This window comes from Actinosynnema sp. ALI-1.44, assembly GCF_001984155.1.
Classification (GTDB): Bacteria; Actinomycetota; Actinomycetes; order Mycobacteriales; family Pseudonocardiaceae; genus Kibdelosporangium.
This window is the reverse complement of sequence record NZ_MTQO01000049.1, coordinates 251,467-277,183: the sequence shown is the minus strand read 5'-3', so window position 1 is coordinate 277,183 and position 25,717 is coordinate 251,467. Positions and strand designations below refer to the sequence as shown.

The window sequence follows — 25,717 nt, the reverse complement described above, 5'->3', positions numbered from 1 at the left end:
ATCGCGGGCGGACCGCGGATTTCCGCAGTACGCCACGGGAATTTTCCGGTCAACTCAATCCTCGGTCAACGCTCGATATACCGAGCGTCGATGTACCGCCGTTAGCATCGGCGCGCGGGAATTGGCCGATCACAAACCGGTCCCGATCGAATCGTCCTCAGGTGAGCCGCGAAAAGAGAGGGTTTTGTCATGCATGTAGGACTACTCGGCTCCTTGGAGGTTTCCCGCGAGGGCGTGCATGTGACGCCCTCGGCACCCAAATTGCGCCAAGTTCTCGCATTGCTGACATTGCAGGCGAACAAGATCGTTCGGAACGAGAAGTTCATCGAGGAACTCTGGGAGGACAATCCTCCGGCGAGCGTGACCACGACCTTGCAGACATACGTCTACCAGCTTCGCAAGTTGCTCAACCTGGACAAGTCCGGTGCCGGCCGCGGGGGCGAATGGGAGGCGCAGCCCGCGCTGTCCACTTCGTTCGGCGGCTACATGCTCTCCATCGATCCCCAGGCGCTGGACGTGCACTGTTTCGAGGCTCTGGCAGAGCGGGGGCGCCGGGACCTGGAAGCGGGCCAGGTCGCCGACGCGGCGAGGACGCTGGCCAAGGCCGTCGGGCTGTGGCGGGGACAGGCGTTGGTCGACGTCTCCTGCGGGCCCATCCTGAGTGCGGAGACGCTGCGGCTGGACGAACTGCGCAAGTGCACCCTGGAGCGGCGCATCGAGGCGGACCTGCGGCTTGGCCGGCACCAGGAGTTGATGGGGGAGCTGACCGGACTGGTCGCGGAACACCCCACCCATGAGGGATTCCAGGGCAAGCTGATCCTGGCGCTGTACCGCTCCGGCCGCCGGTCCGAGGCGCTGTACGCCTACCAGCGGATGCGGACCGTGCTCGCACGCGAGCTGGGCCTGGACCCTGCGGGCGAGTTGCAACGGCTGCACCGGGCGGTGCTCACCTCGGACCGCTGCCTGGATCTGCCCGCCGGCGTGGGGGCCGTGTACGGCGAGCCACGCCAAGAACCACCCTGCCAGCTGCCACCGAAGGGTGGCGTGCTGATCGGGCGTGAGGACGCCATGCGGGAAGTGCTTGACGGGCTGTCGCCGGTGGGGCTCGGCAGTCCGGCCGTGGTCGTGGTCACTGGTCCGCCTGGCTCCGGCAAGTCCGCGTTGTGTACGCACGCCGCGTATCGGGCGCGCGCCAGGTACCCCGACGGGCAGCTTTACACGCGCCTGCCGACCAACGGCGAGCCGGTGGACTGCGGCGCGGTGCTCGCCGGCTTCCTCCGCGCGCTCGGGGTTTCGGAGCGCCGTCTGCCGTCCTCAGTGGAGGAGTTGCGGCTGATGTTCCGTTCCCACACCGCTGACCGGCGTGCACTGGTCGTGGTGGACGACGTGACATCGGCCGACCAGTTGGCCATGGTGCTGCCCGGCGGTGAAGGCAACGGCGTGCTGGCCAGCAGCAGGCGGCGGCTGTCCGATCCGGGCGTGGGCACCGTGGTGGAACTGGGTGCGCTGGCCGTCGAGGAGGGTGTCCAACTGCTGATCGGCACGGTCGGCCAGCAACGTGTGCTCGCCGACCGGGACGCCGCGGCCGCGCTGGTGCGTGCCTGTGACGGCATGCCGTCCGCCCTGCAAGCCGTGGCCAGCAAGTTGCGGGCCCGGCCACACTGGCGGCTCGGTCGGGCCCTGCGGCTGATCGCCGACGAACTCTCCGGCGACGGCACCCGCCGAGCCGACCCGATGAACCTGCGCACCCCGGTAGAAGCCACCTACCGGTCGATGTCGCCGCAGGCACAAGCGGCTTTCCGGGTTTTCGCGTCGGTGGACGTGGCCACCCTCTCGGTCAAGACGGTGTCGACCATTCTGGGCACCGACGAACGGAGCGCGGAGTCACTGCTGGAGGACCTGACCGAGGCACACCTGATTGTGCCGTGCGGCGAGGAGAACGGCGGCGATTTCACCTACCGGTGCCTGCCCACGCTGCGGGTGACCGCTCGGCAGCTCTTTGCCCCACCAGAGGTACGTGTGCCCCCGCAGGCCGACAGCTCCAGCCGGGAACGCATCGACCAGCCGTCGATACACGGGCTGCGTGTGGTCCAGTAGCGTGCCTGTTCCGGCGACGGTGAACAGGCGAGCCCGATCCAATCAGGCGTCGGATCACCGCGCAGCACACCGATGTCCGCACTCACAGCGGGATGTTTCCGTGCTTACGCCACGTGTGCGGCAAAGACACCGTCTCGCCGACTACTTCCCGCGACCCGCGGAACAGCGCCGACCAGACCCCAAGCGATGACGTCCGACCGATACCGGGCAGGCGACAGAAAATCACGTACCGACGGGGTGGTCAGCTGGACGGCTGCCGGTCGAGATCTCGGCGAGCTGGAACCAGAGGAAAGCGTACCCCGGCAGGGTGAGCTGGTATGGCTGGTCGCCGATCTTCGGGAAGCGTCGCCCACCGGTCAGCTCAATGGGCATCCGGCCGACGAAGTCCGACAGGTCCAGCTCGACTGGTTGCGGCCAGCGCGACAGGTTGTGCACACAGACGATGAGGTCCTCTTCGAACCCGTGCTCGGGATTGGCCGGGAGATAGCGAAGATAGGCGAGGACGCTCGCGTTCGACGAGCCCAACTCGTGGAAGTAGCCGAGTCCGAAGGCGGGGTGCGCCTTGCGCACTTCGATCATCCGGTGGGTCCAGTGCAGCAGCGAGGACGTGTTGCACAGCTGTGATTCGACGTTGATCGCCTGGTATCCGTACACCGGGTCGGCGATCACTGGCATGGAGATCCGGTTGGGGTCGCAGTGTGAGAAACCGGCGTTGCGGTCGGGTGTCCACTGCATCGGTGTGCGCACTCCGTCGCGGTCACCGAGCCAGATGTTGTCGCCCATACCGATTTCGTCGCCGTAGTACAGGACGGGGGAACCAGGGAGGCTGAGTAGCATCGCGGTGCACAGCTGCAGCTGGCTGCGGTCGTTCTCCAGCAATGGCGCCAGTCGGCGGCGGATGCCGATGTTGGCTTTCATCCGGGGGTCTGTGGCGTACTCGGCGTACATGTAGTCGCGTTCCTCGTCGGTCATCTGCTCAAGGGTCAGCTCGTCGCGGTTGCGCAGGAAGATGGCCCATTGGCTGCTGGACGGCGCTGAGGGCGTCTGGGCGAGGATCTCCGATATCGGGAACCGGGACTCGCGGCGGACGGACATGAGGATGCGTGGCATCAGCGGGGAGTGGAACGCCATGTGGCACTCGTCGCCGCCAACCACGGGGTCACCGAAGTACTCCGCGGCGTCGGACGGCCACTGGTTGGCTTCGGCGAGGAGGACACGATCCTCGTACTCGTCGTCGACGACCTTGCGGCACCGCTTGAGGAACTCGTGTGTGCGCGGCAGGTTCTCGCAGTTGGTGCTCTCCTGCTCGAAAAGGTACGGCACCGCGCAAAGACGGAACCCGTCGACGCCCAGATCCAGCCAGAACCGCATCGTGTCCAGCATGGCTTCCTGGACCTCGGGATTGGCGTAGTTGAGGTCGGGCTGGTGCTGGAAGAACCGATGCCAGTAGAACTGGCCGCGGGCCGGGTCGTAGGTCCAGTTCGACGTCTCGGTGTCAGCGTGGATGACTCGGGCCTCGGGGTACATCCGGTCGTCGTCGCTCCAGACGTAGTAATCGCCGAACGGGCCGGACGGATCGTCGCGGGACGCCTGGAACCATGGGTGTGCGTCGCTTGTGTGGTTGAGCACCAGATCGCAGACGACCCGGATGCCGCGGCGGTGGGCTGCGTCCACCACGTCGACGAGGTCTTCGACGGTGCCGAACGCAGGCAACACCGCGCGGAAGTCGCTGACGTCGTATCCGGCGTCGCGCAGCGGTGAGGCGTAGAACGGCGGCAGCCACAGGCAGTCGACGCCGAGCCATTGTAGATAGTCCATCCTGGATGAAAGCCCGCGCAGGTCGCCTGTGCCGTCTCCGTCGGAGTCGAAGAAGGCGCTGACGAGCACCTCGTAGAACACCGCTGTCTTGTACCAGGTCGGGACGACGGGCTCGCCGATGAGGTCGAACCGGCGGCGCGGAGCGGTTTTGCGCAGAGCGGCGTTCCGGCTGAAGGCGAAGGTGTCCGCTGTGCCGGTGTTGCGCTGGTTGGGTTCGGGGAGCCCCTTCTGCTGCAGGCGTCGACGCAGGGAAATGTAGAGCATGCCCAAGGACAGGCGTTCTGGGGCGTCCGGGATTCCGTCACGAACGAGTTTCACGAATTCGTTCGTGAACGAGGTGGAGTGATCCCGCTGCTGCTCCAAGGGCACCACGTGCGCAATGCGATGGCTCGCTGTCAGCGTGTATATCCCTTGCGTCTCCGTCAGGCCTGCCACGTCGTCGCCCGACAGTGCCTCGATGGCGCGACCGGAGTAGCAGCAGTCCAGTATCACGATCTTCGTACGGGCGGGACTGTCGAGCAGCAGTCCGCGGACGCGGTCGTACTCCAGTCCGGTGAGGTCGGGGTCGGAACCGAGGGTGTCGGACATGACGAGGCACAGTTCACCACGGGGCAGAAGCACTCCGTGCCCGACGAAGTAGAACAGGAGAACATCTTCGGTCTCCCGGGCTTGGTTGCGCAACTCCAGCGCCAGGTGCCTGAAATCCGACGGGTTCTCCATCACTGTGAGCCGGTCGGGCGGCCACTCGCACAGGTCCCGTGCCACCAGCAGATCGCGCATCGACTCGAGGCTGTTCCCGGCCGCGGGCAGCGAAGGAAACCAGTCGTCTTCGTAGTGCGAGGTGCCGATCAGGATGGCGCGGGATCGCGAGAAGTCGATCTCGTCACTCATCGCACTGGTTCAGTGCATGGTCCGGTCGAGATCGAGCCGGGCTGGTCTCGCGGTGCGGGGACACCGCCCCGCCCAGGTCGGTGGGCTCAGGTGCGCCGCGCACTTCCCGAACCGCTCGCGCCGATTCCCGCCGCGTGCGCGGCCAGCTTCCCAGTCCGGTGATCTCCCGCACCTCGTCACCGCCGCTGACTGGATGCAGAACGCCCATCGGTTGAGCTCCACCTCGAACTTCGGTCGGCCTCATGCGGCAACAGTCGGGGCGTGCCTGATCCTCGTTACACCCCATGCCGGGGCTTCCGCCATTCGGTAGTCGCGTGACTACCGAACTGCCGACGGGGTGCGCGAACAATTCGGGACAGGTCCGACGGGTGTCGGCCGCTGGGCGGCATCGTGCTTTTCTCGAACACGTCGCATCAGCTTCGCGGCCGGAAAACCGGTTCAGGTTCTTGGTTGCAGGAGTTCGGCCACTGTGCGCTGCAGGCCGTGTTGTGGTTGGTGCGGCCCGGAAAGCAGGGGCCGGAGCGCGTCGGCGGTGAGTCGCCGACGGGTATGGCCATCGTCAAAGCCGTGAGCGTCGCATCCGCTGTAGCGGACGAATACTTCCTGCGTGCGTGTGGTGCCCCGAACAGTGAGGACCAGCGCCTCGTCGCCGTACATCGTGTGCGGTGCGCAGTTGCCCGGTGTGTTCGGCCCGCTGCCCTCAGGCGCGGCCAGGATCGCTTGGACCAGTTGCCTGCTGGCGTCGCCGCCGATCCGGCTCAGGGACAACACCGGATTGGCCGGCTGCGCCGGGCGGTCGCCGAACGCGTAGCGACAGATCGTGACGGACTCGACTGCGCCGATCCCGGTCAGTCCGTGGTGTCCGGCAGCGGGTCGTGTCGTTGGCCCGTCGGTGATCGCGTGGTAAGCGGGACAGTCGGTGTCGTCGAGGACCGGACGGGCGGACTCGAGCACCCGGGTCCGCAGTGTGGCATCGGCGTCGAGCACGGTGATGGAGATCCCGCCGATGATCCGTGTGTGCTGTGTCCATCCACAGTCGTGGGTGTGGTCTCCGGCGTCGAGTCGTGAGTCGAGCCATAGATAGGGGACTCGTGAGTTCAGCGGCGGCACTTCCATTTGCCCGCAGTGGACGAGTGGGATCATGCCCGGCCGTCCGACGTAGGGACGCGGGGGTTGTTCGATACACGGTGGCCATTGGGTGATGCCGTAGCCCCAGCCGTCTGGCACCTGGACTTCGATGCCGCCGTATGTTTCCCAGCGCCACCCAGCGGACGTCATCGCCATAAGGCATCGCCGACAGCACCTACGTCCACGTCGCCGCCTTCCGCGCGCTGGCCGACACCCGGAAGGTGTTCACCGCTTTCGCCCAGTTCCTGGTCGAACGGCGGCGGTCGGACTGGAGTGGGGGTTCGCGGTTGCGACGGGAGCCCGGAGGTGCAAGTGCCGACAGGCTTCCGCCGTTGAGGGCTGCTCGACGGCTCAGGCAAAGGGGCCTTCGGTGATGAACCGGCGCAGGCCGCGGGCGAAGGCCTGAGCTTCGCCTGGTGGCCAGGTGGTGAGGCTTGCGGCGATGTGAGCGGCCAGACGGCGGCGTAGCTCGTCCACCGCGCGTTCACCGTGCTCGGTGAGGACCAGCAGGGTCGCTCGCCGGTCGAGGGGGTCGGGTTCGCGGCAGAGCAGCCCGGCCTGTTCCAGCCTGGAGGCGCGCCGGGTGACGCCGGAGCGATCGAGACCCACCTCCGAGGCCAGGTCGGCTGCGCTCCGGGGGCCGATCCTGGCCACCGCGCTCAGGACCGGGTAGGTCAGTTCGTCCAGCGCTTCACCCATGTCGGCGGTCAGCGTCTTGTACAGCTGGACCCGCGTAGCGCGCCTGAGCAACACACCCAGCGCGTCGGCGATCTCGCCTCCTACCTCGTTCTGCATCTGTGCAGACTACCGTGGACCGTGCGCCGCGCACGCATCATGTGCTATCTTCCCAGTAGTGCGTGCGCGGCGCACGCATATCGACTGGAGCTGGGGAAGGACCACCATGAACCGGACCGGTATTCGTGCCGCCCTCACCGACCTGCTGTTCAGCCCCGATCTCGACCTGTACGAGGCCGTCGACCGGCACTTCACCCCCGACTACCGCCAACGTACCGACGGTGAGTGGGATGACCGCGAGGGGTTTGTCGAGCACATCGCCCACCTGCGCACGATCGTGGCCGCAGGGTCCATCGAGGTCCATGACGAGCTGTACGACGGCGCCCACTACGCCGACCGCCACACCGTCGAGGTCACCAAGACGGACGGATCGACCGTACGCACGGAGGTCTACGTTTTCGGCGATTTCGCGCCCGACGGACGCTTCAGCCGTATCGAGGAAACCACGCTCATGCTCCACGGCTCCGACGCGGACCGAAACATCGGTCGCGCCCGCTGAACTCTCGTTCTCCCGCCGACGATCCCGACCGAACTGCGCATCCATGTCCCAGCGTTCTGGGCAAAATAACCGCTGTCGATCAGGACAGTCGCCGCGAGCAGGGCGAGCACGAACAGGGTCATGAAGACGTGATCCAGCCGCTGTGAACGCGTGGGGAAGGCGCTCACCATGCCGTCCCTCACTTGTCCACGGCGACCGAATCGACTGGCGTTGCGCGGGGTACGCGACTGGTACTGGCTGTCAGTTGCCCAGTGTGCCTATGTTGCCGCTGGCATTGGCGACACCGTAACCGTCGGCGTGAGCTTCCTTGAACAGCTTGCCGTCGACCTCGATGGTGAGGTCGATCTTGCCCGACCCGGGGCCCTGCGCCAGGATTCGTTCGACCGGACCCATCACGGTACGACGTCCGGGGCAACGCAGACCGACTGCGGAAGGTGCTACGTCGCGGCGTGGACTTCGAGCGTGGCGGCCATCAGGCTTCGGGTGTAGTGGTGCGAGGGGTTGGTGAGCACGGAGTCGGTCGTGCCTGATTCCACGACCTGACCCTGGCTCAGCACTACGACACTGTCGGCGATGCTCCGGACCACCGCGAGGTCGTGGGTCACGAAGATGATCGACAGGCCGTCGCCCAGCAGAGAACGCAGCAGCTCCACGACAGCTGCCTGTACGGACACGTCGAGCGCGGACGTCACTTCGTCGCAGATGAGCAGTTTCGGCTCGCATACCAGGGCACGTGCGATCGCGACGCGCTGGCGTTGCCCTCCGGACAGTTCGGCCGGGTAGTGCCCGGCGAACCGCGCCGGTATCTCGACTCGTTCGAGTGCCGCACGCACGCGCTGCCTCGCCTCGCGCTTGGTCGTGCCGAAATGGTGCTGGAGTGGCACGGCCAAACTGTCTTCCACGCTGCGATGGCGGTTGAGCGAGCCGTAGGGGTTCTGGAAGATGTACTGGATCTCGCGGCGGGTCTGCTTCGTTCGTTGACCCGCTGTGGCTGGGATCGGGCGGTCTTCGAACGTCAGGGTGCCGTGTTGTTCCTCGTGCAGGCCCACCAGGCAGCGCGACATCGTGGTCTTGCCGCTGCCCGACTCGCCGACGACGGCCAGGCATTCGCCCCGTGCCACACCGAAGGACACGTCGAAGAGGACCTGCTTGCCGCCGTGGCCCGCGTTCAGCCCGGCAACCGAGAACGCGATGTGGTCGGAAGTCACGTGAGAGTCGTTCGTGGGCGGCAGATCCCGGGGTGCCCACGCCATCTCGTCCATCCGCAGGCAACGAGCCAGCGTGCCTGCCGGTGAAGGCGCGAGGTGGGGACGGGTCGTTGTGCATTCCGCCGTGGCGTGGTCGCATCGAGGTGCGAAGACGCAGCCGTGTCGGCTTTCGTTGGGGCCGGGGGCGTGCCCGGGGATCGCGACGAGGTGGTGGCGGTGGGTCGGGGATGGTACGGCGCCCAGCAGGGCGCGGGTGTACGGATGGGCGGCGTGGGCGAGTACTCCGTGGTTGCTGCCGCTTTCGACGACCTCGCCGCCGTACATGACGGTCACGTGGTCGGCGACATCGGCCACCACGGCGAGGTCGTGGGACACGTAGATCGCCGCCATGTCGTGGTCGCGGCACAGATCGCGTACCAGTTGCAGTACGTGCGCCTGAGTGGAGACGTCGAGGCCGGTGGTCGGCTCGTCCAACACGATCAGCCGCGGCCCGGCCGCGATCGCCATGGCGATGGCCACGCGCTGCTGTTGTCCTCCGGACAGCTGCCGAGGACGGCGGTTGAGGAACGCGTCGTCACTGGGCAATCGAACAGTGTCGAGCAGCGTGCGGACGCGCGACAGCGCCTCGCGCTTGGGCAGCCGCAGTCCCTCGGTCAGTTGGGTCGCGAGGTTCAGGCTCGGGTTCAGTGCTGTTGCCGGGTCCTGAGGGACGTAGGCGACTTTGGCTCCCCGCATGCGGCGCAAGTCCCGTTCCGGCAGGGCGAGCAGGTCGACGCCGTCGACGACCACCCGCCCGCCGGTGATCGTCGCGCCTTTCCTGGCGAACCCGAGCAGGGCGAGGGCGAGTGTGCTTTTGCCGGAGCCCGACTCGCCGACCACGCCCATGACCTCGCCGCGGCCGAGTTCGAAGCCCACATCCCTGACGATGTCGTTGCCCGTGGCGTCCAGGGTGACCGTGATGCCGGAGATGTCCACTTCCTTGCGCACTTCAGACCTTTCCCTCGGTGTGGCCGACCGCTCTGGCAACGGACTCGGCGATCAGGTTGCCGCCAAGCGCCATCATGAGGATCAGCGCGATCGGCGCCAGGACCGGCAGGGGAGCGACCGGCAGGCCGTCCTGGTTCTCGCCGACCATCCGGCCCCAGTCCGCCGCGGGCGGCGCGATACCGAACCCGAGGTAGTTCAGCGACGCGATCGCCGACACCGCCCACACCAGCCGCATGCCGGTCTCCACCATGAGCGGCGAGGTCACGCCGGGCAGCACCTCCCGGAGCAGGATCTGCCTCGGCGGCAGCCCGTTGGCCTTCGCCCAGAGCACGTGCTCGCTGCCGATCACCGGGATCGCCGCGCCGCGCATCACCCGCGAGACACCGGGCACGAACGCCACGCCGACGAGCACAGCGGTCAGCAGGGTGCTACGACCGAGCACGGACACGAACACCAGGACGAAGATGATCTCCGGGAAACTGAGCAGGACGTCCATGGCCCGCATGAGCACCGCATCCACGCCACCGCCGCGGTACGCGGCGGTGAGGCCGACGAGGCAGCCGAGGAACACGCCGAGCCCCGCGGCGAGAACCGCCATCCAGGAGAGGGCGAACCCGCCGTTGAGCAGGCGGCTCAGGACGTCACGCCCGAGGATGTCGGTGCCGAGCAGGAACCTCGTGCTCGGCGTCTCCAAGGGCCGCCCGACGATGGCGTCCGGGGCGTAGCGGGCGAAGAAGTGTCCGAACGCGACCACGAGTGCGACCACCGCGAGCAGCGTGAGGCCGAGCCGGGCCTGTCCGGTGCGCAGAGCGCGGCTGAGCACCGTGGCTTCCCGGGTGCTCATCGCTGCTTTCCCAACACCGCGAGGACATCGGCGAGCAGGTTGAAGAGGTAGTACGCGGTTGCCAGGATGAGGATGCCCGCCTGCATCACGGGCAGGTCATGGGAGTTCACGGCGCTGACCACCGCCGTGCCGAGGCCCGGATACGAGTAGACGTACTCGACCACCACGATGCCCGTGACGGTCACCGCAGTGACCAGGCTGGCGGCCGGGAGGCTCGCCGCGATCGCGTTGGGAAGGGCGTGCCGGAACAGGATGCGGCGGCCACTGAGTCCCTTGAGGACTGCCATCTGGACGTACTCGCTGTTCATCGCGTCGATGAACGAGGCCCGGACCAGGCGGCCGAGATACATCACGCCCATGAGCGTGAGCGTGGCGACCGGGAGGACCAGTTGTGCCGGATACCACCAGGGCATGTGTCCCGGCGGGATGTTCGAGACCCCAGGGAGCACGCCGAACACCGAGGTGGCGAAGAACGCGATCAGCAGCATTCCCACGACGAACGCGGGCAGTGCCGTGAAAAGCGACGACACCGCGACGAATGCCCTGTCCAACGGGCTGTCGCGCTTGTGCGCGCTGAAGACACCGATGACCACCGCGAGCGGGAGGATCAGCACCGTCGAAAAGAGACCGAGCGTGACCGAGTTGAGCACCCGCGGGCCGATGATGCCCGCCACGGGCTCGCCGTTCGCCAGGGATGTGCCCATTTCGCCGGTGAGCACGCCGGTGAGCCAGTGCCAGTACTGGGCGACGAGCGGCTGGTCGAGACCGAGCCGGAGGCGGAGGTCGGCCACCTGCTCGGCCGTCGCGTCCTTGCCGAGGATGATCCGCGCCACGTCTCCCGGCAACACCTGCGTCACGAGGAAGAGCAGCATCGAGACCAGCACCAGGATCAGCACGCCGAGAAGGACCCGGCGCACCAGCCACGTGACCGCCGCGTGTTTCGAATTGGTTGCCAACCGTGTTGCCAGGCGAGACATGCCATCCCTTCCAGGTCAGCCTGCGACGGTCACGTTCGTCAGGAAGGTGAGCGGGCGGCCGTTGACGTCCGGCACCAGCCCGCGGACGTTGCCGCGGTGCGGCAGGAGCACGTTGACGAACGCGGGTGTGATCATCGCGCCCTGTTCGTGCTCGATCCGGTGCATCCGGTTCATGATCGAGCACTGCTGCTGCTCAGGCGCCACGAAGAGCTCGTCGGAGAGCCGGACGAAGTCGGCGTTGTCCCAGTGCGTGGCGTTCCCGACGCGTCCCGGCAGCAGCGATCCGATCACGGTCGGCAGGTAGGGGATCGGGTTGAAGTCGATGAACACCGGCCACTTGGTCCACTTGGACAGGAACTCCGGCACCGTCGGGACGTCGACGGTGACCTTCACACCGGCCTTGGCCGCGTTCTCGGCGAACACCTGAGCCAGTTCCTGCATGCCGGGCAGCAGGCCGTCGGTCGTGATGGTGAACGACAGGTTCGGCTGACCCGCTTCGGCGAGCAGCTTCCTGGCCTGCTCGATGTCCTGCTTGCGTTGCGCGATACCCGGGTCACCGCACTGGGGCGTGCCCCCTTCGTGGTCGTTGGCCACGCGGCCGTACCCGCCCAACGCGTTGGACACGACCTGGTCGCGGTCGATCAGCAGCCGCAGCGCTTGGCGTACCCGGACGTCGTCGAAGGGTGCGATCGTGGTGTTGAAGCCGATCCGCAGCGTGAAATCGCCCTTGCTGTCGAGCACCTGGATGTCGTTGCGGCCCGCGAGGGACTTCGCGATGGTCGGGGTCGCGCCCGATGCCACGTCGACCTGGTTGGACAACAGGGCGTTGGCCTGTGCCTGCTGGCTCTGGAACTCGATGATGTCGACGGCGTCGAGCTGGGGCCGCTCGCCCCAGTAGTCGCCGAATCGCTCCAGTGTGGACTGACGCCCGGCGGTGAAGGACCTGACCGCGAACGGCCCGGTCCCGATCGGTTTCGCCGGTGCCGAGCCCGCCTTGGTCATCGGCAGCAGGACGTTCGCCCAGATTTCCTTGAACGGCGCGAAGGGCTTGCTCAGTCCTACCCGGACGGTCAACTTGTCCACCGCCGTGACGGCGTCCGGGTTGACCCGTTCGATGAACGCCAGCCCCTGTGCGGCGTGCGCCGGGTCGCGCAGGTACTTGATGCTGGCCACGACATCGGCGGAGGTGAACTCGCTCCCGTCGGTGAACCTGACTCCGGGGCGAAGCTTGATCGTCCACTCGCTGCGGTCGGGATTCGGAGTCATGTCCGTTGCCAGGCGCCATTCCACCTTGCCCTTGGGGTCGAGGTGGGTGAGGCCCTCGTAGAGGAGAGCGCTCCGCAGCTGCTGGGTGGGACTCTGGTTGCTCGCATACGGGTTGAGGGTCTCGCCCGCGTCGGTCGCGGCGGCGATGCGCAGCGTGCCACCCGTGCTGTTCGTGGCTTGCGGTGGGGGAGCGCAACTCGCGAGGGCCCCAGTGGCGAGCACGGCGGTGAGCACGGTGCTGAGCAGCGTGAGTGAGCGACGTCTTGGACCGGCCGCGGGTTCGGAGTGAAGGGGATCGCGCAACACTGGGCAACTCCAGTTCCGGGTGAACGGGTGGTTCTGTTCTAAGCCGTTAGATAAGTCCCCACTAGCCGGGTCTCGGCCGATTTTCGCCACAGAGTACGTCGAAGCTCGCCTCGAGGGAAGAGGCCCGAAAGGACTATCTAAGCGCTTAGATCATTGTTAACCTGCTCATCGCCACCAGGGAGACCACATGGAGGAACAAGCCCATGACCAGTCCGTATGAGCGTCTGTTCGTGAGGAAGATGCAGAGCTGCATCGACGACCTCGTGAACGAAGGAGCCGCCGCCGGTGTCGTCGAGCCGGACAACGTGGGCCCGGCGCTCGCGCTGATGCGCTCGGAGCAGGTCCCGGAGAGCAAGATCCACTTGACGTACACGTGGATCAACGAGTGCGACGCTCCGGTTCAGTGGGTCAAGGAGCACGAGCACGACTACGACGAAGTCCTGATCTGGCACGGCAATGACCCGAACGACGTCGACGACCTCGGTGCGGAGATCTACCTCGACATCGAAGGCGTGCGGCACACGATCACCACGAGCGGTTCGGTCTACATCCCGGCGGGCGTCCGCCACTGTCCGCTCGGCTTCAACCGCGTCGACCGCCCGTTCCGGTTCAGCGCCCTGTCGTTGAGCCCGAACTACGCATCGGACGAGCACGAGCCCGCGCAGTAGGTGGTCGGCCCCGTCGTTAACACGGCGGGGCCGGCGTGGTCACACGCCCGAAGCCGCGCTCACTCGCGAGGTGCCCGCGGCCGCATCGGGCTCGCATCCGCACGTCACGCCGATGCTGAGCGCGCCGTCCAGGACCACCAACGCCCCTGAATCCGGCTCGTCCAGTGCGTCGAAGGCGCGAACGGCGAGTTCTTCGAGCGGGAGACGGACCGTGGTGAGCGGGAAACTCCCGAGCCGGGCTTCGCGGATCCCGTCGAAGCCCACGACCGCCAGATCGCCGGGCACCCGCAGTCCCAGGCTCATCGCCGTGCGGATCGTGACGAGTGCCTGTTCGTCGGTCGTGGCGTAGATCGCGTCGGGCCGGTTCTCGCTCTGGAGAACCTGTCGCACCGCCCGGCCCACTTCGACCCGGTCGAAGGAAGTCCGGATGAGCCTGCCCCCGGTGGGCAGGCCAGCGTCGTCCATGGCCTGGCGCCATCCTCCCTCACGTCCATGCGCCGGGCCCACGGCGATCTCGCCCGCGACGCAGACGATGTCACGATGGCCGTGCCAGAGCAGGTGTTCGACGACGAGCTTCGCGCCATCGAAGTCGTTGAAGACCACGCTCGGCGAAGCGGATCCCGGAGCGGCCCATTGCACGTACACCCGCGGTGTTTCGTCGTCCTGCTGTGGTTCCTCACCGGTCGTCACGAAAATCCCGCGAGGGCGCAACTCCGAGAACGCCACGCCGTACTCGTCCGCGCGTGACGGGTGGTAGCCGGTGTTGCCCAGCAACGTGAGCAGGCCACGGCGACGCCCTTCCGCCTCGACGCAACGCGAAAGCTCGCCGAAGAACGCGTTCGCGGTGTCGGGCACCAGCAGGCCGACGAGGTTGGACCGGCCACCGCTCAACGCCCCGGCGAGCGGGTTGCGCCGGTAGCCGAGCATCCGGATGGCCTCTTCGACCTTGGCCCTGGTCTTGTCCGCCACCGGGCGAGGTCCGCCGTTGAGCACGTAGCTGACGACCGCTGTGGAGGTCCCCGCGAGGCGACTGACATCCAGCAGGGTCGGTCTGCGCGCCCCTTTTCCGCCCACGCTTCTGCTCCCTGGTGATCCGGCTGTCGCCGCCAGTCTAAGGCAGGTGTGGAAGCGCGAGCCCTGAGCCGCCGGTCGCGCCTGACCCCAGGGCTCGCGCCTGCCGGGATTACTTGGTGCTGAACACGCGTACGGTCATCGAGGTGCCCTGCTGGGAAAGCACCCGGATACCGACGCCGACTGCGGGCAGTGTCACGCCAGCGGTCGGCTGCTCGGCCGACCAGTACGACTTGGTGTCGTCGAACAACGGCTGGGCGTTGGCGCCACGGATGTAGCTCGCCCGGCCTCCCGCGAAGAGGGTGAACGAGTCCGACTTCTGCAGGGAGAACGGCGCGTCGTAGCCCGCGATCCTGGGCGGCCACTTCTGGCCCTGGAGGTTGTTGATCGGCTGCGGGTTGGCGTCGATCGGCAGGATCTGGCCTTCACCCGGGTGTTCGGTGGTGTTGTTGTCCAGGTACGAAGTGTCCCAGTAGGACACGAGCAGGCCGTCCTGGTACGGGAAGTGCTCGGCCAGGTTCGGTGTCGCGGGCCGCCCCAGGTTGTACGGGCCGGTCTGCAGGTACTTGTCGTATGACGTGTACGTGCGGTTGCTCGCGATGTAGAACTGGTCGGTGATCCGCGTCTCCTGGGTACCGGCGGTGCGGAAGCCCTTGAACGCCCAGGCACTCGTGTCGCCTTCCGCGCCGTCGGTGAACACCGGCGTGCCGTTCGCGGTGAGGCTGATGTCGTCGGCGAAGAATCCGCGTGGGGCCGCGGCGCCGTCGGTCAGGTAGCGGATCCGGACCTTGGCCTTCTTGCCGGCGAGCGAGTCGAGCGGCACGGCGACGTCGGCCCAGGTGTCGTTGGTGCTGCCGGTGATCCCCGGCTGACCGGAGCCGTCCCGCGGGAACTTGGCTCCGCCGACGGTGCCGTCCAGCATCTGCCAGGTCTTGCCGCCGTCGGTGGACGACTGGAAGTACACGTAGTCGTACTCCGCCTCGACGTCGTACCGGCCCTTGAGGGTCAGGCTCGCGGACGTCTTTCCGGTCAGGTCGACGTCCCTGGTCATCGTGTTGTCCAGGTCGTTGCCTCGTTCGCTCCAGAACTGCAGGTTCCCGGCGTACGGCGCCCCGTACTGGTGCACCTTCACCTTGTCGGGCAACACGACCACCAGGCCCTGCGCCTTCGCCGAGTTGTACTCGTGCGGGCCCAACTCGACCCGTTTGTCCTGCCCGGCGACGACTGTCTCGTAGTCCAGCCAGCCCAGCTGCAGCTTGTCCCACGCGGACAGGTCGGCGGCGCGGACACCGATCGGTTCGCCCGGGGCGGAGAAGCGGCTCTGGCCCATCAGCGACCACCAGTTGACGCCGTTCTCCTGCGCTCCGCCCGGACCCACTGTGTCGTAGTGGTCGGGCAGACCCAGGTCGTGGCCGTACTCGTGGGCGAACACCCCGAGCCCGCCGTTCTCCGGCTGCATGGTGTAGTCGCCGACCCACATGCCGGTCTGGCCGATCTGTGTGCCGCCCCGCAGGTTGTTCGCCGGTCCGCCCGGCCCGCCGAGGAAGGCGTAGGCCCGGTGGCTCCAGATGGCGTCCTCGCCCTGCCATGGGTCGCGGTCGGACTGGTCGCCGCCCGCGTGCACGATCTGGAAGTGGTCGATGTAGCCGTCAGGCTCGTTGAAGTCGCCGTCGCTGTCGTGGTCGTAACGATCCCACGTGTCGAACTGCGCCAGTTCGGCCTTGACCTGCTCGAGGGTCTGCCCCGCGGCGAGCCGGTCGGCCACCCACTGGTTCACCCCGTCACGGACCAGTTCGTACGAGTTGCTGCACGTGTTGTCGGGGCACGGGAAACCGTTGGACCGGCCGTAGCGGGCCTCGTTGTACTTGACCTTCACCCACGGCGTGACCGTGCCGTCGACCGAGTACCGGCCGGAGGACTGCCGCTCATAGAACGTCTTGAGCGACTCCACGCCCGGCCCAGTGCCGAAGAAGAGCTGCTGGTAGTGCTCACGGGAGTAGTCCGGCTGCCATATCGTCCGGTTGTCGACCGCGCGGTTGGGCGCCGGGATCTGGTTGCGCAGCGGCCCGTCGAACCGGGCGGGCCCGGCGACGTTCGGGTTGGTGTCCTTGTCCGGGTAGTCGGGGTGCCGTTCGTTGCCGAACTCGGCGAGGACTACGAAGATCTTGTCCGTCTTCTCCCTGGCCAGTTCGACGTACTGGTCGGTCCGGCCACCGGTCGTCGCGCCACGCGCGTTGGGTTGGCTGCCGAGCTTGGCCACCCGGCTGGTACCGCGCTGCTCGGTCGTCAGCTCCCCCGACAGCACCTTGGCCACAGCCTCCTGGCGCAGCGCCCGGCGCTTGGCCTCCCACCCGTTCGGCAGGTCGTCCTTGCCGTGCGTGGTCTGCTCGAACCCGTTGCCGGTCGGCGGCTGAGCGGGGGCCGCTGCCGCGGGTAACGTCCCGATGCCGAGGCTCGCCAACGCCATCACCGCCAACCCGGCGGTGACTCTTCTTCGTCGCACATGCCCTCCCATAACTCGTCACCGAGGGCGATTGCCCTCTGGCAACAGCTGATTCGGGGCGACAGTACGGTCGGATCACAGGGAAGAAAACCGCCGTACGCAGGGTCACCGGATGTCCCGAGTTGACCGCGAGAAGGAGAGCGGATCATCCATTCGGCCTACCGGGCAGGCGGATTCCGACAGCCCGAGTCAGGGGCGGGGCAGCCAGTTCGAAGGGCGAGGTGGTTGGTTCTGTCGCACCGGAATGGGGTCGTTGAAGATGGTCGGTGTGTCGGGCGTCTGGTTGAGGGCCCACAGGCCGATCGCGTCGGCGACGGCGAACACGAGGGCCACCAGGATGGCCAGGATGATGCGGCGCCGCCGTTCCCGGCGAATCCACTCGCGACGGGCGTGGCGGTAGGCGTCGGGCGTGGGTCGCACGCCGTTGGCGACTGCGTCGAGCGTCTCGCGCAGTCGGTCTTCGGTGTTGGCTGGCCGGTTGGTCACCGTCGCACCTCCATGATGCGCTTGAGCCTGGCGATGCCTCGTGCGGTGTGTGCCTTGACCGCGCCGGGTGTTATCCCCATCGCCCCGGCGATCTCGTGTTCCCGGAGGCTGAGCCAGTACCTCAGGACGAGCGCCTCTCGTTGTCGCGCGGACAGTTGGTGCAGTGCTTCGACGAGCACCCGCTGGTCGTCGCGGAGCAGGGCGAGGTGTTCGGCTGACTCGGCGGTGCCGATCACTCCTTCCGCGTGTTTGCGGACGACCAGCAGGTGCCGCAGTCGCATCCGGACCTGGTTGCAGACCACGGAACGCAGGTAGCCGGCCGCGGCCTCGGGCGTGCGCAGTCGTGACCACCTGCGGTACAGCTGGTAGAAGGCCTCGGCGACGACGTCCTCGGCGTCGTCGGCACCGAGCAGCACCGCGAGCCGCAGCAAGTTCGGATAGTGCAGGTCGAACAGCCTGGCCAGGGCTGTTTCCCGGTCGAGATCGGTCATGTCCACAATGGCTTGCGCCGGGGTTCGGCTCATCTGCTGCCCCCGCTCGGATCGTTTCCGCTGTCGGACAGCTCGGTCAGGTCAGGGCCGCGCACCGCGCCTGCCCGGTCGAGCAATGGCGTGAGCACGACGGCTACCAGAAGGTTGAGCGCCAGTGCCGCCAGTCCGGCGTATGCCTGGATCTGCCATCCGGCGAGGGCGACGCCCACCACCGGCGAGAACCCGCCTTGGACGACCATGAACGTCCCGGCGACCATGCCGACGCCCCACCCGGCGAGCAGCGCACGGTGGTGCAGCCAACGGGTGAACAGACCGACGGCCACGGCGGGGACGGTCTGCAGGATCCAGACACCACCGAGCAACTGGAGGTTGATGGCGTCCTGGTTGCGCAGCCCGAAGACGAACACCACCGCGAAGACCTTCGCGGTCAGGGACACCATCTGCGCGACGCGCATCTGGTGCTTGGGTGTCGCCGTGGGACGGAAGTATTCGACGTACACGTTGCGCACGAACGACGTGGCCGCGGCGATGGACATCACCGCCGCCGGGACCAGAGCACCCACCGCGAGGGCCCCGAACACCAGTCCAGTCAGTGCCGTCGGCATCAACTCCCGCACCAACAACGGCACGGCCGCCTCCGCGTTGCCCGGGGGCGCGGCGACACCGATGGCCAGCGCCGCGACACCGAGCAGACCGAACAGGCCGAGCACGGCGGTCCAGGCAGGCAGGGCGATCGACGCGCGGCGCAGTGCCTCCGGCCCCGACGCGGCGAAAGCCACGGTCAGCACGTGCGGATACATCAACAGCGCCAACGCCGAACCCAACGCGAGCGTGGCGAACGCGCCGTACAGGTTCGGGTCGAGGACCAGCGACACCTGCGGCACACCGCCCGCGACCAGTGCGCGCTCAGCGTCGCGGAACATCGGACCGGGCCCGCCGAGCCGGTCGAGCACCACGAACACCACAGCCAGGACGGAACAGAAGATCGCTGTTCCCTTGACCAGTGAGATGACCGCCGGAGCCCGCAGCCCGTGCCGGAAGGTCGCGACCGCCAGAACCGCGAACACCGCCACCAACGCCACGTCACCGGCGAGCCCCTGCGGGTACAACCCACCGGCGGCGAGCACCGCACGAATACCCAGCACCTGCAAAGCGACATAGGGCAAGGTGGCCAGAATGCCGGTCAGCGCGACCACCAGTGCCAGCGACGGCGAGCCATACCGACCACGGACGAAGACGGCGACCGTGACGTACCCGTGGCGACGGGCCACCGACCATAACCGCGGTAGCAGCACGAAGGCCAGCGGGCACACGACAACGGTGTACGGCAACGCGAAGAACCCGAGCGCCCCGACGCCGTACACCAGCCCGGGCACCGCCGCGAAGGTGTACGCCGTGTAGATCGTCCCACCGAGCAGGAACCAGGTCATCGGACCGCCGAGCCGCCGGTCAGCCAGCGCCCAACCGGTCAGCGTGGGCAGTTCCGGGCCCGGCCGGAACCGCCGTGCGGTGACCGCGAGCAATGACGTTCCACCGAGCACGGCCAGGAACGTCACCACGGTAGCCAGTTCGGTCATCGCGCACCCCCTGCTCGTACTTAGGTTGCGCTCCCGCCAGTCTGGTTGACACGAAATCACCACGAATTCTGCCGTAAACCACATCAGCGCCGTCAGCAACTGTCTTACAAGCCGACATCGTTGAGGAGGAATCGATGGCAGGAGCCGGCCGAACAAGGCGGGTCGCCGCGGGTGTCTGCCTGGTGCTGCCGTTCGCCGCACTACTGTGGCCACCCTGGTACGCGCACGAACAACCACAAATCGGTGACGTGCCGTTCTTTTACTGGTACCAGTTCGCCTGGGTGCCGGGAAGTGTCCTTCTGATGATCATCGCCGCTGTACTGCTGCGTGAAAACGACCATTGACAACCTGGGGGACAGATGAAACGCACGCGCGTGGCAGTCCACCGGACCGTGCTCGTGGTGGACGTCGAGGAATTCGGCACGCAACGCCGCACAAGACCACATCAGCTCGCTGTTCGAGATGGGCTGGACCGCGCGTTGCGCCGCGCTTTCGACGACGTCGGCCTGCCGTGGTCCGACTGCCGGGTCGAAGACCGCGGCGACGGGGCCCTGATCCTGGTACCGGCACAGATCCCCAAGGGGCCGTTGGTCGAGTCGTTGCCGTACGCACTGGCGGACGCGTTGCGGCAACACAACAGAACCCACCCGGCCGAGGAACATATTCGGCTGAGAATGGCCCTGCACGCGGGCGAGGTGGCGTTCGATGATCGAGGCGTGACCGCACCGGCGATAAACCGTACGTTCCGACTACTGGAAGCGCGGCCGACGAAACAGGCCCTGCGTGAATCACCAGGCGTCCTCGTGCTGATCACTTCGGACTGGTTCTTCGACGAAGTAATCAGACATAGCTGTGCGGTCGATCCGGCCACATTCCGGCCGGTGGCCGTCACGGTGAAGGAAACATTCACAACCGGCTGGCTCTACCGCCCGGACCACCCGTTCCCCGAGCCGGAAACCGGCAGCGCTGAAATGACCATCAACAGGTGATGCAAGTATCTGTTCGGCCGTTGCCCGGCTCGGTCCGCAATCAGCCCTCGGTCTTTGCCCAGTCGGCCCGGATGTGGCGCAGATGGGCGTGGACCAGCTCCTCCAGGCGTGCGGTGTCGCGGTCGGCGATCGCGGCGAGGATCTCGCGGTGCTCCCGCGCGGAATCGGCCAGCGCGCCACGTTCGGCGAGGTTGTCCAAGTTGTAAAGGCGGGTCTGGTCGCGCAGGGTGGCGACGGCGTCGACCAGGCGTTTGTTGCCGCCGCAGCCGAGCAGGTCGAGGTGGAAGCGCCGGTCGGCATCGAGGAAGCGGACGACGTCGCCCGCCTCCGCCGCGTCCTCGATGTCCGCGGCGAGAGCGCGCAACCGATCGAGATCGGCTTCGGTGATCCGAGCCGCGGCCTTGAGGGTGCCGGGCAACTCCAGCAGGACCCGCATCTCGTAGACCTCGTCGAGGTCCTGCTCACTCATCGGGACCACCCGGAACCCGCGGTTGCGCACCGGCTCCATCAGGCCCTGGTTGACCAGTGTGAGCATCGCTTCCCGCACGGGGCTGCTGGACACCTGCAGCCGCGTGGCCAGCGCCGACGCGGAGTAGATGTCGCCGGGGCGGATCTCGCCGGACACCAGCGCGTGCCGGACGAGTTCCAGCACCTGATCCCGCAGGCTGGCGTGCCGCAGCAGGCCGACGGTGGGCTCGGCCACGCGGTCCCCCTTCACCCGTTCTTGACTTCCCGGCTGCCGCGATGCATCTTACACGTCACCGGTATTCGGTTACCGGTGACCGATTACCCGGGAGTAACAATGACGGCCGAGGTACGCGGCTACTGCACGCTGTGCCGCTCGCGATGCGGCGCGATCTACACCGTCGAGGACGGCGCGATGGTCGGCGTCCGGCCGGACCCCGACCATCCGACCGGGGCGGCGATGTGCCCGAAGGGCCGAGCGGCGCCGGAGATCGTGCACAGCCCCCGGCGGCTGACCACCCCGCTGCGGCGCACCACACCGAAGTCCGATCCGGACCCGAAGTGGGAAGCCATCGGCTGGGACGAGGCCCTCGACGAGATCGCCGCACGGCTCGGCCGCATCGCCGCCGAGAGCGGGCCGGAAGCCGTCGCGTTCGCCGTGACCTCGCCGAGCGGGACGCCGCTGTCGGACTCGATCGCGTGGATCGAACGGTTCGTCCGGCTCTTCGGCAGCCCGAACATCTGCTATTCGACCGAGAACTGCAACTGGCACAAGGACTTCGCTCACGCGTTCACCTTCGGCTGCGGGATGCCGGTGCCGGACTTCGCGGGCACCGACCTGGCCGTGCTGTGGGGCCACAACCCGGCGAAGTCGTGGCTCGCGCAGTCGGCGGCATTGGCGGAGGCGAGGGCGAACGGCGCCGCGCTGGCGGTCGTCGATCCCCGGCGTTCGGCCGCGGCGCGCGAGGCCGAGCACTGGCTGCGTGTGCTGCCGGGTACCGACGCCGCGCTGGCGTTGGGTGTGGCCGATCAGGTCCTCCGCAGCGGTGGCTTCGGCACCGGTTTTGTGCGTGCGTGGTCCAACGCGCCCCTGCTGGTCAACGCCGACACCGGGCGTTTCCTGCTGGCCAGTGAACTCGAACCGGGGCTGGCCGGATACGTGGTGTGGGACGAGCAGGCGGCGTCGCCGCGTCCCTACGACACGCGTTACCCGGCCGCGCGCCCGGAAGACTTCGCGCTGCGGGGACGGCGTCGGATCCGCACGGTGTCCGGGACGGTGGACTGCGTCCCCGCGTTCGAGCGGTACGCCGACGCCTGCGCCGCGTGGCCGCTGGAGCGAACCAGTGCCGTCACCGGAGTCGACACGACGGCGCTGGTGGCCTTCGCCGAGGCGCTGACGTCGGCGAAGGCGGTCTCCTATTACGGCTGGACCGGCATCGGCCAGCACGCCAACGCCACCCAGACCGAACGGGCCATCGCCACCCTGTACGCGCTGACCGGGAGTTTCGACGCGCCCGGCGGCAACGTCGTCCTGCCCCGGCTGCCGGTCAACGCCGTCACCGCGCCCGACCAGCTCGCGCCCGCCCAGCGCGCGAAGGCGCTCGGGCTCGACGAGCACCCGCTGGGACCGCCTGCCAACGGCTGGGTCAGCGCCCGGGCGCTGTGCCGGTCCATCCTGACCGGCGAGCCGTACCGGACCAGGGCGATGGTCGGCTTCGGCGGCAACATGCTGCTGTCCCAGCCGGATCCACATCGGACCGCCGCGGCCCTGCGCGACCTCGAGTTCTTCGTGCACCTCGACCTGTTCGCCAATCCCACCGCGGACTTCGCCGACATCGTCCTGCCGGTCACCAGCCCGTGGGAACACGACGCGGTCAAGGTGGGCTTCGAGATCACCGGGCGCGCGCAGGAACACGTCCAGTTCCGGCCACGCATGGTCGCCCCGGCCGGTGGGGCGCGTTCGGACACCGAGATCGTGTTCGACCTCGCGTCCCGCCTCGGCATGGGGGCGGACTTCTTCGGCGGAGACCTCACAGCCGCCCGCGACCACGTGCTCGCCCCGCTCGGGCTGACCACGGCGGACCTGCGCGCCGAACCCGGCGGGATCCGTGTTCCCCTCGAGACCCGGTACCGCAAGTACGCCGACACCGCGAAGGACGGCACGGTGACCGGATTCGCCACACCCACCCGCCGTGTCGAGCTGTATTCGCAGCGCCTGGCCGACCACGGCTATCCACCGGTCCCTGAGCACACTCCGCGACCCGACCCGGACTCGCGCTTCCCGCTCCTGCTGACTTGCGCGAAGAACGGCTACTTCTGCCACAGCCAGCACCACGGGATCACCTCGCTCAGGAAGCGCTTTCCCGAACCGACGGCGGAGATCGCCGCGGACCTCGCCGACGACCGCGGTATCGAAGACGGACAGTGGGTGACCATCTCCACGCGCAACGGCTCGGCGCGGATGCGGGCGAGGATCGACCCCGCACTGGACCGGCGAGTGGTCGTCGCCGAATACGGCTGGTGGCAGGCCGCACCCGACCTCGGACTCCCCGGCTCCGACCCGCGCCAGACCGGTGGCGCCAACTACAACCTGCTCGTCGACGACACCGACCACGACCCGCTCAGCGGCGCGGTCCCGCTGCGCTCCACCGCCTGCGACGTCCAGCCGGTGCAGGACGGACGCTGGAGCGGACGCCGCGAGTTCGTCCTCACCGACATCACCGCGGAAACCACCGACGTCCGCGCACTGCGGCTGTCCCCGGCGGAAGGCGGGCCGCTGCCGGAATTCCGGCCGGGGCAGCACATCACGCTCACCGACGGCCGTGGGACCACCCGGAGCTACTCACTGACCGGGCCCGCCGAGCCCGGCGACGACGCCGAATACCACGTTGCGGTGCGCCGCGTCGACGGCGGCCAGTTCTCCATCACAGTCCACTATGGACTACAGGCGGGCGACCGGGTCGAGGTCACCGCCCCTGGCGGACCGTTCGTGATCCCCACCGACATCGAGTTCCCGGTGGTGTTGCTGGCCGCCGGGATCGGGATCACCCCGTTCCTCGGCTACCTGGAAACACTCGCCACCCGCGGGGGTACCGTGCCGAAGGTCGTCCTGCACCAGGGAAACCGCGATTCGACGACGCACGCGTTCGCCGCGCGGATCCGGGACCTCGCGAAACGGATCGACCGCCTGACCGTCATCGACCACTACAGCAGGCCGTCCGACGCCGATCGGGAACACGTCGTGCCCGGCCGGATCCGCGCCGAGCACGTCGACGCCGAGCTGATCCGAAGCCGGGCCCGGTTCTACCTGTGCGGCCCCGAAACCATGCTCGCCGAACTCACCGCGGGACTCATGGCGCGCGGCGTTCCCCGATTCGACATCTTCGCCGAGAAGTTCCACGCCGCTCCCCAGGCCGTCGACCTCCCCGCCGACGCCGAAGCAGACGTCCACTTCGGACGATCGGGGCGGACACTGCGCTGGCGCCGTGCCGACGGCCCGCTGCTGGACCTGGCCGGTCGCGCCGGGATCACCCTGCCCAGCGGCTGCCGGGTCGGCCAGTGCGAAAGCTGCGCCGTGCCACTGCTGGCCGGACGGGTCGCGTACCTGACCGCCCCGCCCGAGGACCTGGCCGACAACACCTGCCTGACCTGCCAAGCCGTGCCACTCACCGACCTGACCCTCGACGCCTGAGGAGCCACCTTGCTCACCATCACCGCCGACGACACCGCCCGAGCACTGACCTTCGACGCGCTGATCCCCGCACTGCGCGAGGGTTTCCGCCGCGGCGCCCACACACCCGACCGGCACACCCACAGCCTCGACGAAAATTCCGGGGCCTCCCTGCTGCTCATGCCGTCCTGGAGCGACGGCGGGTATCTCGGGGTCAAGCTCGTCACGATCTTCCCGGGCAACAACGCGCTCGGACGGCCCGCCCTCTCCTCGGCCTACATCCTCAGCAGCGCCACCACCGGTGAACACCTCGCCGTGCTCGACGGCGACGAGCTGACCCGCCGCCGCACCACAGCCACCTCGGCACTGGCCGCCACCTACCTCGCCCGTCCCGACAGCGAGGTCCTGCTCGTCGTCGGCGCCGGGCACATCGGCGGGATGCTCCCCGCCGCCTACCGCAGCCGATTCGACCTGCACACGGTCCTGGTCCACGACACCGACCCGGCGGCCGCGCAGCGGCTGGCGGACACCCTGCGCGCCAACGGACTCGGCACCGAGGTCGTCACGGATCTCGCCGCCGCGACCGCGCGCGCCGACATCATCAGCTGCGCCACCCTGGCCACCACACCGATCATCCGCGGCGAATGGCTGCGCCCCGGCACCCACCTCGACCTCATCGGCAGTTTCCGGCCGCACATGCGCGAGGCCGACGACGACTGCCTCCGACTGTCCACCGTGTACATAGACACCCCGACCGCGCTGGCGGAATCCGGCGACCTCGTCCAGCCCGTCTCAGCCGGGGCCTTCGATCCCGCGACGATCGCGGGCACCCTGAGCCAGCTCTGCCGCGACGAGGTCGCCGGACGCCGCGATCCTGACCAGATCACCGTCTTCAAAGCCGTGGGCAGCGGCCTGGCCGACCTCGCCGCCGCCGAACACGTCCTGCGTACCAACGCCGCCGCGTAACTCACCGAGCAGCAA

General features: G+C 67.9%; 21 protein-coding genes and 1 pseudogene. 7 read left to right on the top strand and 15 right to left on the bottom strand.

Annotated features, from left to right (window positions below):
* The first annotated feature begins 189 nt into the window (after window positions 1-189).
* Window positions 190-2,097, top strand: a complete 1,908-nt coding sequence (locus ALI144C_RS31215) for an AfsR/SARP family transcriptional regulator (protein WP_083753542.1) — start codon at window positions 190-192, stop codon at window positions 2,095-2,097.
* A gap of 222 nt (window positions 2,098-2,319) precedes the next feature.
* Here the strand turns inward: ALI144C_RS31215 and treS are convergent, their stop codons facing one another.
* The 4 genes and pseudogenes from treS to ALI144C_RS31195 form a co-directional block, all read right to left on the bottom strand.
* Complete coding sequence (gene treS, locus ALI144C_RS31210) at window positions 2,320-4,071, bottom strand: maltose alpha-D-glucosyltransferase (RefSeq protein ID WP_237774425.1); 1,752 nt, start codon at window positions 4,069-4,071, stop codon at window positions 2,320-2,322.
* 84 nt (window positions 4,072-4,155) lie between these two features.
* Window positions 4,156-4,806, bottom strand: a pseudogene (locus ALI144C_RS57875) (caspase family protein); the annotation flags it as partial.
* 438 nt (window positions 4,807-5,244) lie between these two features.
* Complete coding sequence (locus ALI144C_RS31200) at window positions 5,245-6,084, bottom strand: hypothetical protein (protein ID WP_143230979.1); 840 nt, start codon at window positions 6,082-6,084, stop codon at window positions 5,245-5,247.
* 201 nt (window positions 6,085-6,285) lie between these two features.
* A complete protein-coding gene (locus ALI144C_RS31195) occupies window positions 6,286-6,729 on the bottom strand; it encodes a MarR family winged helix-turn-helix transcriptional regulator (RefSeq protein WP_076990753.1) in 444 nt (147 codons plus the stop codon).
* Between the two features lie 58 nt (window positions 6,730-6,787).
* Here ALI144C_RS31195 and ALI144C_RS31190 point away from each other — a divergent pair, with 58 nt between their 5' ends.
* Complete coding sequence (locus ALI144C_RS31190) at window positions 6,788-7,228, top strand: nuclear transport factor 2 family protein (RefSeq protein WP_202819096.1); 441 nt, start codon at window positions 6,788-6,790, stop codon at window positions 7,226-7,228.
* 240 nt (window positions 7,229-7,468) lie between these two features.
* Here the strand turns inward: ALI144C_RS31190 and ALI144C_RS55815 are convergent, their stop codons facing one another.
* From ALI144C_RS55815 to ALI144C_RS31170, 5 genes are read right to left on the bottom strand one after another with little or no spacing between them, the layout of a single operon-like run.
* Entirely contained in the window at window positions 7,469-7,621 is a 153-nt protein-coding gene (locus ALI144C_RS55815; RefSeq protein WP_168211385.1) for a hypothetical protein, read from the bottom strand.
* 44 nt (window positions 7,622-7,665) lie between these two features.
* Complete coding sequence (locus tag ALI144C_RS31185; RefSeq protein WP_143230978.1) at window positions 7,666-9,423, bottom strand: ABC transporter ATP-binding protein; 1,758 nt, start codon at window positions 9,421-9,423, stop codon at window positions 7,666-7,668.
* A 1-nt stretch (window position 9,424) separates the two neighbouring features.
* The gene (locus ALI144C_RS31180) at window positions 9,425-10,267 is read right to left on the bottom strand and encodes an ABC transporter permease (protein WP_076990750.1); all 843 of its coding nucleotides are present in this window, start codon (window positions 10,265-10,267) and stop codon (window positions 9,425-9,427) included.
* The gene (locus ALI144C_RS31175; protein ID WP_237774402.1) at window positions 10,264-11,223 is read right to left on the bottom strand and encodes an ABC transporter permease; all 960 of its coding nucleotides are present in this window, start codon (window positions 11,221-11,223) and stop codon (window positions 10,264-10,266) included. The genes ALI144C_RS31180 and ALI144C_RS31175 overlap by 4 nt, the downstream gene beginning before the upstream one ends.
* Window positions 11,224-11,259: 36 nt before the next feature.
* On the bottom strand, window positions 11,260-12,744 hold the full coding sequence (locus ALI144C_RS31170; RefSeq protein ID WP_237774401.1) for an ABC transporter substrate-binding protein: 1,485 nt from the start codon (window positions 12,742-12,744) through the stop codon (window positions 11,260-11,262).
* A 311-nt stretch (window positions 12,745-13,055) separates the two neighbouring features.
* Here ALI144C_RS31170 and ALI144C_RS31165 point away from each other — a divergent pair, with 311 nt between their 5' ends.
* A complete protein-coding gene (locus ALI144C_RS31165) occupies window positions 13,056-13,484 on the top strand; it encodes a hypothetical protein (RefSeq protein WP_237774424.1) in 429 nt (142 codons plus the stop codon).
* Window positions 13,485-13,523: 39 nt separating this feature from the next.
* Here the strand turns inward: ALI144C_RS31165 and ALI144C_RS31160 are convergent, their stop codons facing one another.
* From ALI144C_RS31160 to ALI144C_RS31140, 5 genes are all read right to left on the bottom strand, one after another.
* Window positions 13,524-14,558, bottom strand: a complete 1,035-nt coding sequence (locus tag ALI144C_RS31160; RefSeq protein ID WP_076990746.1) for a LacI family DNA-binding transcriptional regulator — start codon at window positions 14,556-14,558, stop codon at window positions 13,524-13,526.
* 109 nt (window positions 14,559-14,667) lie between these two features.
* Window positions 14,668-17,058: an immune inhibitor A domain-containing protein gene (locus tag ALI144C_RS31155; RefSeq protein WP_237774400.1), complete on the bottom strand. Its 2,391-nt coding sequence runs from the start codon at window positions 17,056-17,058 to the stop codon at window positions 14,668-14,670.
* A 189-nt stretch (window positions 17,059-17,247) separates the two neighbouring features.
* Window positions 17,248-17,544 carry a hypothetical protein gene (locus ALI144C_RS31150; RefSeq protein WP_076990744.1) on the bottom strand — a complete coding sequence of 99 codons (297 nt, stop codon included), beginning with the start codon at window positions 17,542-17,544 and terminating at the stop codon, window positions 17,248-17,250.
* The gene (locus ALI144C_RS31145; RefSeq protein ID WP_076990743.1) at window positions 17,541-18,068 is read right to left on the bottom strand and encodes an RNA polymerase sigma factor; all 528 of its coding nucleotides are present in this window, start codon (window positions 18,066-18,068) and stop codon (window positions 17,541-17,543) included. Before ALI144C_RS31145 ends, ALI144C_RS31150 begins: the two co-directional genes overlap by 4 nt.
* Window positions 18,065-19,612 (bottom strand): sodium:solute symporter family protein, encoded by a 1,548-nt coding sequence (locus ALI144C_RS31140; protein ID WP_076990742.1) that lies wholly within the window; start codon window positions 19,610-19,612, stop codon window positions 18,065-18,067. The genes ALI144C_RS31145 and ALI144C_RS31140 overlap by 4 nt, the downstream gene beginning before the upstream one ends.
* Before the next feature lie 134 nt (window positions 19,613-19,746).
* Here ALI144C_RS31140 and ALI144C_RS31135 point away from each other — a divergent pair, with 134 nt between their 5' ends.
* Window positions 19,747-19,956, top strand: coding sequence for a DUF3311 domain-containing protein (locus ALI144C_RS31135; protein WP_076990741.1), 210 nt, complete (start codon window positions 19,747-19,749; stop codon window positions 19,954-19,956).
* 15 nt (window positions 19,957-19,971) lie between these two features.
* Window positions 19,972-20,601 (top strand): hypothetical protein, encoded by a 630-nt coding sequence (locus ALI144C_RS31130; protein ID WP_076990740.1) that lies wholly within the window; start codon window positions 19,972-19,974, stop codon window positions 20,599-20,601.
* Window positions 20,602-20,641: 40 nt separating this feature from the next.
* On the opposite strand, the gene ALI144C_RS31125 is transcribed toward ALI144C_RS31130, so the two are convergent.
* Window positions 20,642-21,304, bottom strand: coding sequence for a GntR family transcriptional regulator (locus ALI144C_RS31125; protein WP_193441239.1), 663 nt, complete (start codon window positions 21,302-21,304; stop codon window positions 20,642-20,644).
* A 99-nt stretch (window positions 21,305-21,403) separates the two neighbouring features.
* Between ALI144C_RS31125 and ALI144C_RS31120 the strand changes: the two genes are divergently transcribed.
* Together ALI144C_RS31120 and ALI144C_RS31115 are read left to right on the top strand one after the other, a co-directional pair.
* Window positions 21,404-24,757 carry a molybdopterin-dependent oxidoreductase gene (locus ALI144C_RS31120; protein WP_076990739.1) on the top strand — a complete coding sequence of 1,118 codons (3,354 nt, stop codon included), beginning with the start codon at window positions 21,404-21,406 and terminating at the stop codon, window positions 24,755-24,757.
* A 9-nt stretch (window positions 24,758-24,766) separates the two neighbouring features.
* Window positions 24,767-25,702: an ornithine cyclodeaminase family protein gene (locus ALI144C_RS31115; protein WP_076990738.1), complete on the top strand. Its 936-nt coding sequence runs from the start codon at window positions 24,767-24,769 to the stop codon at window positions 25,700-25,702.
* Window positions 25,703-25,717 lie beyond the last annotated feature (15 nt).